A 13,088-nucleotide genomic window follows, 5' to 3' on the forward strand; every position below is an offset into this window, starting at 1 on the left:
ATGGTTTTTATACCTGCCAAGGGTTTTAATAAAAAAATCATAATAAGACTACACATCAGCAAGGAGTTTGGGTATAGTCCGCAGTTGAAAGCGAGGGGGTTAGATGAGACAAAAAATAGTTGCTGGTAACTGGAAAATGAATGGTCAGTTACAGCAGGTAATTCAATTAAGCAATGAGCTTAGAGAATTGCTCAACCCTATTCACAATGTCCAAGTGATTGTCATGCCTCCCGCCATATATATTCCTCAAGTTCGGAATGTACTTGCTGGATGTAAAATTGAAATAGGTGCCCAAAATATTTATCCCAAAGATTTTGGAGCCTATACTGGTGAGATATCAGCACCTATGCTGAAAGATTATAATTGCCGCTATGTGTTGGTGGGACATTCCGAAAGAAGACATTGTTTTCACGAAGATGAAAATTTTGTGGCGCAAAAATTCCACCATGTAAAAGAACATGATATGATACCGGTTCTTTGTGTTGGTGAAACGCTGGAAGAACGTGAAAGTGGGCGAACAGAGCAAGTAATTGCCAAGCAAATACTCGCAGTAAGTGAAAACGATAAACAGTGTTTTCGTGATTGTATCGTAGCTTATGAACCTGTTTGGGCAATAGGTACAGGAAAAACAGCGTTACCAGAACAGGCACAGGAAGTACATCAGTTTATTAGAAAACTGATTGCAGAAATTAATCATAGCGATGCCGAGCGCTTACCACTTCTTTATGGAGGGAGTGTAAACGAAAACAATGCCGAGGCATTGTTTGCCATGCCAGATGTAGATGGAGGCTTGGTAGGGGGCGCATCGTTGAACGCGAAACAGTTTGTGGAAATTGTGAAATGTATCAATTGATATTAATGATTCATGTAATCGTTGCTGTGGTCTTGATAGGCCTGGTTCTTATCCAACATGGTAAAGGTGCTGATATAGGTGCAGCCTTTGGATCAGGAGCTTCAAATACACTATTTGGAAGCCAAGGGACAGGCGGATTTTTATTTAAACTAACTGGTGGTTTGGCGCTGACCTTTTTTGTTACCAGCTTATTGTTATCCTATTTGGTGTCTGTTCAATATCAAAAAGCAGATCAACAAATACTGCCTCAGCAAACCAGTGTACCTGCGAATTCAATTCCAGTACCTGTAGATAACAGTAAAAAGAATAAATAAATATTCTTGGTTGCCGAAGGGCAGCACAGGATGAAGTAAAAGAATGAGACTTGTTTAGGTACAGTTGTTTCGAGCGGGGTGTTCTAATTGAACTTCGATTATTAGAGCAGATTGCCGAATGAAATCAGTAGACTAAATAAGTTCTAAAAGAAAATGCCGAAGTGGTGGAATTGGTAGACACGCCGTCTTGAGGGGGCGGTGGCGAAAGCCGTGCCGGTTCGAGTCCGGCCTTCGGCACCATTTTAATCCGTGCAGGGTGAAAAAATGCTATCTCAATATTTACCTGTTCTAATTTTTATAATTATCGGATTGGCCTTAGGTGTAGCAATGATAGGGGCAGGTGCCTTATTTTCAAAGCACAAACCTGATAGTGCCAAAAATGCTCCTTACGAGTGCGGCTTTGGTGCATTTGAAAGTTCGCATATCCCATTTGATGTTCGTTTTTATCTGGTAGCGATATTATTTATTATTTTTGATTTGGAAACTGCATTTTTCTTTCCATGGGCTCTGGCCTTACGGAAAATCGGCTGGTTTGGTTTTGCCGGAATGATGTTATTTTTAGGACTTTTGGTTATTGGCTTTATTTACGAATGGAAACGAGGCGCACTCGAGTGGGAATAATTTAAGAGTGCAAAAACAAATTCACTTCTGATTGCCGCTTCAATAAGAGGCAGAAAAATCAGAGGTGATACTTTTTTATTAATATTTAACTGCTTAGAGGCTAGCTATGGCGGTTGCAGAATTGCAAAAAAATGGCTTTGTAACGACTTCAGTCGATAAACTTCTAGGATGGGCGCGTAGTGGTTCTATGTGGCCTATGACTTTTGGTTTGGCATGTTGTGCAGTAGAAATGATGCACGTAGGCGCGTCACGTTATGACTTAGACCGATTCGGAATTATCTTTCGCCCCAGTCCGCGCCAATCCGATGTAATGATTGTTGCCGGAACCTTATGCAATAAAATGGCCCCTGCTTTACGCAAAGTGTATGATCAAATGCCCGAACCTCGATGGGTTGTTTCTATGGGCTCCTGTGCAAATGGCGGAGGATATTATCATTACTCCTACTCAGTAGTTCGCGGGTGTGATCGTATTGTCCCGGTAGATGTATATGTGCCAGGTTGTCCTCCAACTGCTGAAGCACTATTGTATGGCATTATTCAATTACAGAATAAAATCAGGCATAAAAAAATCTTAGAAGCTTAAGATCATCAAAGGTACAAATAGATGGCTAAAAATGATTATTTGGTTGAACAACTCAAAAGCGAATTATCGAACCATATTAATGAGATAACGGTTGCTTGTGATGAAGTGACTATTGAGTGCAGCGCCTCCAATCTAAAAGCAACGATGTTGGAATTACGTGATCTGGAAGCATTTAGATTTGATCAACTTATTGATCTTTGTGCCGTGGATTATTTACTGTATGGGGATTATGACTGGGAAACAGAAATAGCAACTGAAAGGGGTTTTTCCCGGGGTGTAGAGCGCCAAGAAGTTAGAGCGTACACTTTGGACAAGCCGCGTTTTGCTGTAGTGTACCATTTGCTCTCAACCCAAAAAAATCATCGTCTGCGGGTCAAAGTATTCGTTGACGAATCCCATCTTATAGTCCCCTCTGTGCATCATTTGTGGAAAGGCGCAAATTGGTTTGAGCGTGAAGCTTACGATTTATTTGGAATTTTGTTTGAAGGCCATCCTGACCTAAGACGTATCCTCACTGATTATGGATTTATCGGACATCCTTTCCGCAAGGACTTCCCACTGAGCGGCCATGTTGAAATGCGCTATGATGCGAAATTAGAAAAGGTAATCTACGATCCAGTAGATATTGAGCCCAGAGTATTGGTGCCCAAGGTTATCCGTGAAGATAACCGATATATTGGTGATAAAAGGGTCGAAAAATGATTGAATTAAAGAATTACACTTTAAATTTTGGTCCACAACATCCGGCAGCGCATGGAGTATTGCGTTTGGTTCTAGAACTTGAAGGTGAAACAATCGTTCGTGCGGACCCCCACATAGGATTACTGCACAGGGCAACAGAGAAGTTAGCAGAAACTAAACCTTACCTGCAATCAATTGGTTATATGGATAGACTCGATTACGTGTCTATGATGTGTAATGAGCATGCTTATGTGCGGGCGATTGAAAAACTTTTAGGTATTGAAGCTCCAATACGGGCGCAATACATTCGTACCATGTTTGATGAAGTCACCCGTATTTTGAATCATTTGCTATGGCTGGGTGCTATAGCACTGGATATAGGTGCTATGACAGTGTTTCTCTACTGCTTTAGAGAACGGGAAGATTTATTTGATTGTTATGAAGCGGTATCCGGGGCACGCATGCATGCCACTTATTACCGACCCGGTGGTGTTGCCCGCGACTTGCCGGACAGCATGCCGCAGTACCAGGCATCAAGATGGCATAATGAGCGTGAAGTTGAAAAACTTAATGAGCATCGTAATGGCAGCCTGCTCGATTTCCTGTGGGCTTTTACCGAACGGTTCCCTCATTGCGTCGATGAATATGAAACCCTGTTAACTGATAACCGAATTTGGAAACAGCGTACTGTCGACATTGGCGTCGTTTCACCCGAAGAAGCCTTACAATGGGGTTTTACTGGTCCAATGCTCCGTGGTTCTGGAGTTGCTTGGGACTTACGCAAAAAACAAAGCTATGCTGCCTATGATCAAGTAGAATTCGATATTCCAGTAGGTAAAACTGGTGATTGTTACGATCGTTATCTGGTACGGGTAGAAGAGTTAAGACAATCAAATCGTATTATTAGACAATGCATCGAATGGCTCAGGGCAAACCCTGGTCCTGTTCGCATTGAGGATCACAAGATTACCCCACCTCGTCGTGTGGTAATGAAAGAAGATATGGAGTCATTAATCCATCACTTCAAACTATTTACTGAGGGTTTTTGTTTGCCCCGTGGCGAAGTATACAGTGCTGTAGAGGCACCTAAGGGTGAGTTTGGTATTTATATGGTATCTGATGGGGCAAATAAGCCTTACAGATTGAAAATCCGTGCCCCTGGTTTTGCACATTTATCCAGCTATGATGCGATGACGAGAGGCCATATGATCGCCGATGGTGTCGCTATCCTTGCGAGTCAGGATATAGTATTTGGTGAAATTGATCGTTAATTTATGGGAATGTTATTTCAACTGAAAAAAACATGCCGGAAATTGCAATTATAAATTAATAAAGGTTTAGAAATGTCTGATAATTCAGCAAAAATATTACAGCAATTGGTATCAGCTCAAAGAATAAAAGACATAGATCATTGGATAGCAAAATATCCAGCAGATCAGAAGCAATCGGCGGTGATGAGTGCTTTAAGAATTGTTCAGGAAGAGCATGGGCACCTAACTACGGAGCTTATGGATGCTGTAGCTGATTATTTAGAAATGCCTCCTATTTCAGTATACGAGGTAGCCAGTTTCTATACGATGTACGAACACAAACCCGTTGGCAGACATTCTATAAATGTGTGTACCAATATCTCCTGCATGCTGCGTGACTCTGCTGCAGTTGTAGAACATTTAGAAAAAAAATTGGGTATAAAGTTAGGTGAAACCACCGATGATGGGCGTTTTACTTTAAGATCTGTTGAGTGTTTAGGTGCCTGCGTTAACGCCCCAATGATGCAGGTGGACAAAAATTATCATGAGAATCTAACTCCTGAATCTATAGATAAAGTGTTGGAACAATACCAATAAAAGATAGAGGTGGTTGCCGTGGTTGAATTAAATCAAGTTTGTTATCGGACATTTCATCTACCAGAGCCTTGGACACTATCTGCTTATGAAAGCGTTGGTGGATATAGTGCCTGGAGAAAAATCATTAAAGAACAAACTTCTCCACAAACGATTATTGATGAATTAAAAACATCTGCCTTACGAGGACGTGGGGGTGCTGGATTCCCTACAGGTTTAAAATGGAGTTTCATGAACCGGAATACTCCTGTACAAAAGTATGTAGTGTGTAACTCAGACGAAGGTGAACCAGGCACATGTAAGGACCGGGAAATACTCACATTAAACCCACACCAACTCATTGAAGGGATGGCGATAGCTGGTTACACCATGGGCGCCACTGTCGGTTATAACTATATTCGCGGTGAATTTTGGCTCCCTTATGAGCGTACGGAGGCTGCATTAAAAGAAGCTTATGCAGCAGGCTTGCTGGGAAAAAATATCTTGGGCTCAGGAATTGATTTTGATTTATTTAATCATTTAGGCGCAGGCGCATATATTTGTGGTGAAGAAACAGCGCTTCTTAATTCTTTAGAAGGAAGAAAAGGCCAACCCAGATTTAAACCGCCATTCCCTGCCAACTATGGTTTATACGGCAAACCCACAACGATTAACAATACGGAAACGTTTGCTTCTGTTCCGGTGATCATGGAAAAGGGTGGTGAGTGGTTCCTAAAGTTGGGCAAACCAAACAATGGCGGAGCGAAATGTTTTAGTGTGAGCGGGCATGTGAACAAGCCTGGAAATTTCGAAATTCCATTGGGAACACCCTTCAAGACCCTCCTTGAGCTCGCTGGCGGGGTGATAAAAGGTCGAAAAATTAAAGCAGTAATTCCTGGTGGGACTTCAATGCCTGTTTTACCTGGCGAGGTCATGATGGGACTTGATATGGATTATGACAGCATCCAGAAAGCAGGTTCAGGATTAGGTTCCGGTGCCGTAATCATTATGGATGAAACCACCTGTATGGTTGATGCATTATACCGTATTTCAGAATTCTATATGGATGAATCTTGCGGTCAATGTACTCCTTGTCGTGAAGGTACAGGCTGGTTGGTTCGTCTGTTACACCGTATTAAAGAAGGCCATGGCGAACCTGGGGATGTAGAGAAATTAGTCAATGTTGCGAACAATATCGAAGGACGCACGATTTGTGCATTAGGTGAGGCAGCAGCTTGGCCTGTACAAAGTTTTGTTAAGCATTTTCGCGATGAATTTGAATATTTCGTCAAACATAAACGTTCGATCGTCGCAGCATAAATAAAAAAGGTTTTGACCATGACTACTACTATTGAAATCGACGGTAAAACATTTGAAGCAGAAAACGGTAAAATGATCATTGAAGTTGCTGATGAAGCAGGTATTCATATCCCCCGTTTTTGTTATCATAAAAAACTTTCTGTGGCTGCTAACTGCCGCATGTGTTTAGTTGAAGTAGAAAATGGCCGAAAGCCAGTTCCTGCATGCGCCACTCCGATTACCAACGGAATGAAAGTGTTTACCAAATCAAAGGAAGCATTACATTCTCAAAAGGTAGTGATGGAGTTTCTTCTCATTAACCATCCTCTCGACTGTCCCATTTGCGATCAGGGAGGGGAATGCGAGCTGCAAGATGTATCCATGGGATATGGAGCAGATGCATCCGAATATACCGAAACCAAACGCTCGGTAGATGATGATAATTTAGGGACACTAATTGCAACAGAAATGACGCGCTGCATCCATTGCACCCGTTGTGTTCGTTTTGGAGAAGAAATAGCGGGTTTAAGAGAGTTGGGTGCAACTGGTCGCGGTGAACACATGCAAATTGGCACCTATGTCCAGCACAGCATGAAATCAGAAGTTTCCGGAAATATAATTGACTTATGCCCAGTAGGCGCCTTAACGTCTAAACCTTATCGGTTTACAGCAAGGGCCTGGGAACTCACCCAGCATGATAGTGTAGCACCGCATGATTGCCTTGGTTCAAATGTTTATTTACACACGCGTCGAAATCGATTGATGCGAGTAGTTCCCAAGGAAAATGAAGAAATCAATGAAACCTGGTTGTCTGATCGGGACCGGTTTAGCTATCTTGGATTAAATAGCCCGCTTAGAGCAAGCCAGCCGCAAATTAAACGGAATGGCCAGTGGGAAGTTGTCGATTGGGAAACTGCTTTAAAATATACTGCAGAAGGCCTGGCGCGAGTGATAAAACAAAATGGCCCCGAGCAAGTAGCTGCTTTTGCTTCAAGCTCATCTACATTAGAAGAAATGTACTTGTTGCAAAAATTAATGCGTGATATCGGTGTTCATAATTTAGATCACAGACTACAGCAAGTTGACTTTAAAGATCAGGAATCTCAGCCAACTTCACCCAGAAGTTCTTTAACTTACGCCGATCTGGAATTACAAAATACGATTGTGTTGGTCGGATGCAATATTGATCGTGAAGTTCCACTTGCAGCGGTAAGGGTTCGTAAGGCTTATCGGAATGGTGCTTCAATAGTTGCGATAAACCCGATAGATTTTGAATCCCGTTTTGATTTAAGTGAACGTTTTATCGTTTCCCCGTTGGAAATGCCAATGCAGCTTGCCAAGCTTGCATTAGCCCTAACTGATGATATAAAGACATTACCAGCGGCAGTACAGAAATTATTGATAGGCCTTGAGCCAGATGAAGCAACTTTAAGAGTTGCTAAAGCGTTGAAAGAAGAGAAAACCTGCTTGGTTACAGGTGCTCTTTGTGAGAACCATCCTGAAGCCGCTTTACTCCGCACCTTGATTTTCCACATTGAAAAAATAAGCGGTGCTAAAGTACTCAGATTGACACAGGGTGCAAATTCCGCCGGTGCCTGGATTGCGGGTATGGTTCCTCATCGCACTACGGCCGGGAAAGCAGATTCCACACCAGGAATGGATGTGCAGACTGCACTAAATAATAAATTAAAAGCCTACGTACTTCTGGGAGTTGAGCCCGGATTTGATTTTGCAAATCCCTATGGGGCAAGACAATCCATGCTTGCAGCCGAATTTGTCGTGTTAATCTCGGCATACAACCATGAATCCATGCATGATTACGCAGATGTCATTTTACCTATGGCTCCGTATGCTGAAACTTCAGGGACTTATGTTAATGTGGATAACACCTGGCAAACTGTAAAAGGGGCTTTGACTCCTCACGGGGATGCACGACCTGCATGGAAAATATTGAGGGTACTAGGCAATTTATTGCAGTGCAATGGCTTTGAATACTTGTCAACAGAAGATATTTTAACAGAAATTAGAAATTGTGTAGCGATCACGACAGAGCAGGAATATAAACCTTATTATCCTGAGAGTTTGCCTATGATAAACCAGTCACTGGTCCGAGTTGGCGAATGGCCGCTCTATCGAAGTGATGCAATTGTCAGAAATAGCAAAGAGCTGCAATTATGCGCTGCTGCTGAATCAGCATGCATACGAATCAATCCTCTAACAGCAGATAGATTGAAATTGGAGGATGTTGCTACTGTATCTCAGGGAGATATTGAGATAACATTGCCGCTCAAACGTGACGAACGCATTGCGGCAGATGTTGTATGGGTAGCAAACGCAATGCCTGAAACAGTAGATTTGGGTCATTCATTTGCTGCAATAACTATTAAGCGCTAGGCAGGTAAGAAGATGCTGCAAGATATTAGCATATTAATTTGGGTCATCATTAAGATATTAGTAATCGTAGTGCCATTACTATTGTGTGTCGCATATTTAATATATGCAGAGCGCAAAGTTATCGGGTACATCCAATCGCGTATAGGACCAAACCGGGTTGGGATAAAAGGGTTGCTCCAACCCATTGCTGATTTGGTTAAGTTAATTACTAAAGAAATCATTATACCCACGCGTTCGAATAAATATCTCTTTATTGCCGCACCATTGTTCGCTTTGGTTCCTGCACTGGTAGGTTGGGCGGTGATTCCGTTCCAGGAAGGGATAGTACTGGCCAATATTAATGCCGGCGTACTTTATGTGTTTGCAATGAGTTCGCTGGGGGTATATGGTGTATTAATTGCAGGGTGGGCATCTAACTCCAAGTATGCCATGTTTGGCGCTTTAAGAAGTACAGCACAAACAGTATCATATGAAATTGCCATGGGTTTTGCCTTGGTCGGCGTCTTATTAGCAGCCGGTAGTATGAACTTCACAGACATCGTGAATTCACAACGCGGCGGTATTTTGCATTGGTGGTTTGTTCCCCTTCTACCGCTATTTCTTGTGTTTTGGATAGCTGGAATTGCCGAAACAAACAGAGCGCCTTTTGATTTGGCCGAAGGTGAGTCTGAAATTGTAGCAGGATTCCATGTTGAATATTCCGGAATTGGGTTCGCGCTATTTTTCCTTTCGGAATATGCCAGCATGATTCTTATCTCAGTTCTCTTGAGCATCATGTTCCTGGGTGGCTGGATGTCGCCTTTTGAAGGAATTCCTGTTTTAGAAAATATATTTTTCTTTGTTCCCGGTTTTGTTTGGTTACTCGTGAAAGTGAGCTTTTTCCTCTATGTATATTTATGGGTTAGGGCTACTTTTCCTCGTTATCGTTATGACCAGCTTATGCGTTTAGGCTGGAAAGTACTTATTCCGGTCACCATTGTTTGGATCATTGTAACTGCGTTAATGGTTGTTACACATGTTAAACCTTGGTTTTGATGATTAATAGAGAAGCCGATGAAAAAAGCATATCAATATATTAAATACTATGTACGCAGTTTTCTTTTATTAGAATTACTGCAGGGTTTAAAGTTAACTGGGAAATATTTCTTTAAGAAAAAGGTAACCGTACAATTTCCTGAAGAAAAAACTCCCATTTCACCTCGTTTTAGGGGCGCACTTGCTTTACGTCGTTATCCGAACGGTGAAGAACGATGCATTGCTTGTAAATTATGTGAAGCAGTTTGTCCTGCCTTGGCGATAACCATAGAATCAGAACCAAGAGAGGACGGATCCCGTCGTACAACACGATATGATATTGATGTGTTTAAATGCATTAACTGCGGATTATGCGAAGAATCTTGCCCTGTAGATTCTATAGTAGTTACCCCAGTACATCATTATCATATTAGCGAACGTGGTCAAAACATTATGACTAAAGAAAAGCTTTTGGCACTTGGAGATTTACTGGAGCCAAAACTTGCAGCAGATAGGGCTGCTGACGAAAAATACCGATAACGGGGTTAAAGTATGCATGAATTATTAATTCAAATTATTTTCTATGTATTTGCTGCTATAGCAGTTGGCGCTGCATTTATGGTTATTATTCAAGATAATCCTGTGCGCAGCGTTTTATTTCTTGTACTGACATTTTTCGCAAGCGCGGTATTATGGTTACTCGCAGAAGCTGAATTTCTAGCACTTATTCTGATACTGGTGTATGTCGGTGCGGTGATGACACTCTTCCTGTTTGTGGTCATGATGCTTAATATCGATATAGAAGTGGTTAAAAGTCATCATAAACGTTATATACCGTTTGCTTTAATCCTTGTAGCGTTATTAATTGGACTTTTAATGGTATCTATTCCTGCAGGTACATTTAAGTCCACCGTCGAAACACAAAATACAGCATCAGTCAGCACACAGTTTATCGATATAGAACACAACAATTCCCAAGCACAGCCTTTATCAAATACTGAAGCGTTGGGTATGGTTCTCTATACTGATTATTTGTTGGCTTTTGAAATTGCAGCTGCTTTGTTACTCATTGCGATTATCTCTGCAATTACCTTGGTTCATCGCGGCCCAAGAAAATCAAAAAGACAGAATGTGAAGCAGCAGATTATGACACGCAGGGATGAGCGGGTTGCATTAATTAATATGAAAGCAGAAAAATAAGGTTGGGGACTTCTATATGATACCTGTTAATAATTACCTGATTTTAGGAGCAATTTTATTCGGATTTGGACTTATTGGGATCATGATGAATCGAAGAAACATCATCTTGTTGCTGGTATGTATCGAACTGATGTTACTTGCAGTGAACACGAATTTCGTAGCATTTTCACATTATTATAGTGAAATTAGCGGCCAGGTTTATGTCTTTTTTATTTTAACAGTTGCTGCCTCAGAGGCGGCAATAGGATTAGCCATAGTGATGTTGCTTTTTAGAAATAGAGGCAATATTAACGTAGATAAGATGAATCATTTAAAAGGTTAACATTGTGAGTATCCAACAACTTTGTCTAATAATTGTTTTAGCTCCCCTAGCAGGCTCTATAATTGCTGGATTTTTCCGCAATCAAATAGGACGTGTAGGAGCCCACAGTACTACGATTCTGGGTGTTGCCATTTCTTTTGTGGTATCCTTGTATGTTGCCTGGCAACTGTTTTCCGGGTCAATCCAGAATGAAAGCACCGTGGTATATCATTGGGCTAACGGCGGATTAATTCTTCCTTTTGAATTTAATATCGGCTTTTTAATTGATCCGCTCAGCGCAGTGATGCTGGTGACGGTTAATTTCATTTCTTTGCTGGTGCATATCTACAGTATCGGATACATGGCGGATGATGATGGTTATCAACGCTTTTTTAGTTACATTTCACTATTCACCTTCATGATGTTGATGTTGGTGACTGCGAACAATTTTCTGCAATTGTTCTTCGGATGGGAAGGTGTAGGTCTTGTTTCTTACCTGCTTATCGGTTTCTGGTACCAAAAAGAATCTGCCATCGAGGGAAGCCTTAAGGCATTCATCGTAAACCGGGTTGGAGACTTTGGTTTTCTTATAGGTATGGCCTTGATTTTCGCCTACACCGGTAGCCTTGACTATGAAACTGTTTTCAAAAGTGTAAGCTACTTGTCGAGTCAAAGTATTGAATTGTTCAACGGCCATCCTTGGTCGCTAGTCACCGTTATCTGCTTGGCTTTATATGTAGGGGCCATGGGTAAATCGGCACAAGTCCCCCTTCATGTGTGGTTACCTGAATCAATGGAAGGCCCGACGCCCATTTCTGCGCTAATCCATGCTGCAACTATGGTTACAGCGGGTGTATTCATGATTGCGCGAATTTCTCCCTTAATCGAATTTTCAACCACGGCATTAAGCGTTGTTCTGGTTATCGGTGCCACCGGCGCTCTGTTTACCGGTATTCTCGCCTTGGCAATGAATGACATTAAACGTGTAGTTGCTTATTCAACACTGTCGCAATTAGGCTATATGATGGTTGGAATGGGCGCTTCTGCTTATAGTGCAGGAATGTTTCATCTTCTGACTCATGCGTGTTTTAAGGCCCTGTTATTCCTGGGTGCTGGTTCAGTAATTATTGGCATGCATCATGAACAGGACATGCGGAAAATGGGTGGTTTATGGAATAAAATGCCAATCACCTATGTGACCTTCATAATTGGTACCTTAGCTCTTTGCGCATTCCCTCCATTTGCGGGCTTTTATTCCAAAGATACAATTATTGAGGCCACGAAGCTCTCGCAGATACCCGGAAGTGCTTATGCCTATTTCTGCGTAGTGGTTGGCGCGGGTGTCACTGCCTTGTATAGTTTTCGCTCCCTGTTTATGACTTTTCATGGCAAACCACGGATGGACGAGCATACTTTAAGCCATTTGCATGAGTCACCCTGGGTTGTATGGTTGCCTCTAGTGATCCTGGCCATTCCTTCTATCATACTGGGATATATTCTGTATATGCCTATGCTTTTCGATAATCCGACGGTATTAGGTTCATCATTATTTATTCTGCCTCAGCATAATGTGTTGGGCGAGCTCGCGCATGAAATAACTTCACCATTTGAGAGCATGTTGCACTCAGTATTTTCGCTCACATTCTGGATTACCGTGGCTGGAATTGCGATAGCGTGGATTTGTTACATCGCTGTACCATCTATTCCAGGTTATTTAGCACGCCGCTTTTCGCTTATCTATAAAATACTTCTTAACCGATATGGATTTGATGCCTTTAACAATCTGGTATTTATTAAAGGTTCTAAAGGAATAGGAAACGTGTTTTACAGTGTAGGTGATCAAACATTAATCGATGGAATGGTGGTAAATGGCAGCAGTCGACTTGTTAGATGGTTATCAGCTAAGGGTCGTATGATACAAAGTGGTTATTTGTACCATTATGCAACGGTAATGGTTTTGGGGTTACTTGGATTTTTATGCTGGTTGATACTCGGCTGAACATAG

General features: G+C 41.8%; 14 protein-coding genes and 1 tRNA gene. All 15 read left to right on the forward strand.

The window, feature by feature from the left end:
* The first annotated feature begins 103 nt into the window (after positions 1-103).
* The 15 genes from tpiA to nuoL all read left to right on the forward strand — a co-directional run bounded on the left by tpiA (position 104) and on the right by nuoL (position 13,082).
* Positions 104-853 (forward strand): triose-phosphate isomerase, encoded by a 750-nt coding sequence (gene tpiA, locus KYQ_RS01135; protein WP_019349466.1) that lies wholly within the window; start codon positions 104-106, stop codon positions 851-853.
* Complete coding sequence (secG, locus tag KYQ_RS01140) at positions 841-1,167, forward strand: preprotein translocase subunit SecG (protein WP_010652385.1); 327 nt, start codon at positions 841-843, stop codon at positions 1,165-1,167. The genes tpiA and secG overlap by 13 nt, the downstream gene beginning before the upstream one ends.
* Positions 1,168-1,322: 155 nt before the next feature.
* Positions 1,323-1,407: transfer RNA gene (locus tag KYQ_RS01145), tRNA-Leu, on the forward strand.
* A gap of 24 nt (positions 1,408-1,431) precedes the next feature.
* On the forward strand, positions 1,432-1,788 hold the full coding sequence (locus tag KYQ_RS01150; protein ID WP_010652386.1) for an NADH-quinone oxidoreductase subunit A: 357 nt from the start codon (positions 1,432-1,434) through the stop codon (positions 1,786-1,788).
* Between the two features lie 106 nt (positions 1,789-1,894).
* Positions 1,895-2,371, forward strand: a complete 477-nt coding sequence (locus tag KYQ_RS01155; protein ID WP_010652387.1) for a NuoB/complex I 20 kDa subunit family protein — start codon at positions 1,895-1,897, stop codon at positions 2,369-2,371.
* A 21-nt stretch (positions 2,372-2,392) separates the two neighbouring features.
* Entirely contained in the window at positions 2,393-3,073 is a 681-nt protein-coding gene (locus KYQ_RS01160) for an NADH-quinone oxidoreductase subunit C (protein ID WP_010652388.1), read from the forward strand.
* A complete protein-coding gene (locus KYQ_RS01165; RefSeq protein WP_010652389.1) occupies positions 3,070-4,323 on the forward strand; it encodes an NADH-quinone oxidoreductase subunit D in 1,254 nt (417 codons plus the stop codon). The genes KYQ_RS01160 and KYQ_RS01165 overlap by 4 nt, the downstream gene beginning before the upstream one ends.
* A gap of 72 nt (positions 4,324-4,395) precedes the next feature.
* Positions 4,396-4,899: an NADH-quinone oxidoreductase subunit NuoE gene (gene nuoE, locus KYQ_RS01170; RefSeq protein ID WP_019349468.1), complete on the forward strand. Its 504-nt coding sequence runs from the start codon at positions 4,396-4,398 to the stop codon at positions 4,897-4,899.
* 18 nt (positions 4,900-4,917) lie between these two features.
* Positions 4,918-6,195 (forward strand): NADH-quinone oxidoreductase subunit NuoF, encoded by a 1,278-nt coding sequence (nuoF, locus tag KYQ_RS01175; protein ID WP_010652391.1) that lies wholly within the window; start codon positions 4,918-4,920, stop codon positions 6,193-6,195.
* Positions 6,196-6,213: 18 nt separating this feature from the next.
* Positions 6,214-8,568, forward strand: a complete 2,355-nt coding sequence (gene nuoG / locus KYQ_RS01180) for an NADH-quinone oxidoreductase subunit NuoG (RefSeq protein ID WP_019349470.1) — start codon at positions 6,214-6,216, stop codon at positions 8,566-8,568.
* Positions 8,569-8,580: 12 nt separating this feature from the next.
* Positions 8,581-9,603, forward strand: a complete 1,023-nt coding sequence (nuoH, locus tag KYQ_RS01185) for an NADH-quinone oxidoreductase subunit NuoH (protein ID WP_010652393.1) — start codon at positions 8,581-8,583, stop codon at positions 9,601-9,603.
* A gap of 18 nt (positions 9,604-9,621) precedes the next feature.
* Entirely contained in the window at positions 9,622-10,122 is a 501-nt protein-coding gene (nuoI, locus tag KYQ_RS01190; protein WP_010652394.1) for an NADH-quinone oxidoreductase subunit NuoI, read from the forward strand.
* A 12-nt stretch (positions 10,123-10,134) separates the two neighbouring features.
* Positions 10,135-10,782 (forward strand): NADH-quinone oxidoreductase subunit J, encoded by a 648-nt coding sequence (locus KYQ_RS01195; RefSeq protein WP_010652395.1) that lies wholly within the window; start codon positions 10,135-10,137, stop codon positions 10,780-10,782.
* Positions 10,783-10,798: 16 nt separating this feature from the next.
* Entirely contained in the window at positions 10,799-11,104 is a 306-nt protein-coding gene (gene nuoK, locus KYQ_RS01200) for an NADH-quinone oxidoreductase subunit NuoK (RefSeq protein WP_010652396.1), read from the forward strand.
* Positions 11,105-11,108: 4 nt separating this feature from the next.
* A complete protein-coding gene (gene nuoL / locus KYQ_RS01205; RefSeq protein ID WP_019349471.1) occupies positions 11,109-13,082 on the forward strand; it encodes an NADH-quinone oxidoreductase subunit L in 1,974 nt (657 codons plus the stop codon).
* Positions 13,083-13,088: the final 6 nt, after the last annotated feature.

Origin of the sequence: Fluoribacter dumoffii NY 23, assembly GCF_000236165.1 — a bacterium.
GTDB lineage: Bacteria > Pseudomonadota > Gammaproteobacteria > Legionellales > Legionellaceae > Legionella > Legionella dumoffii.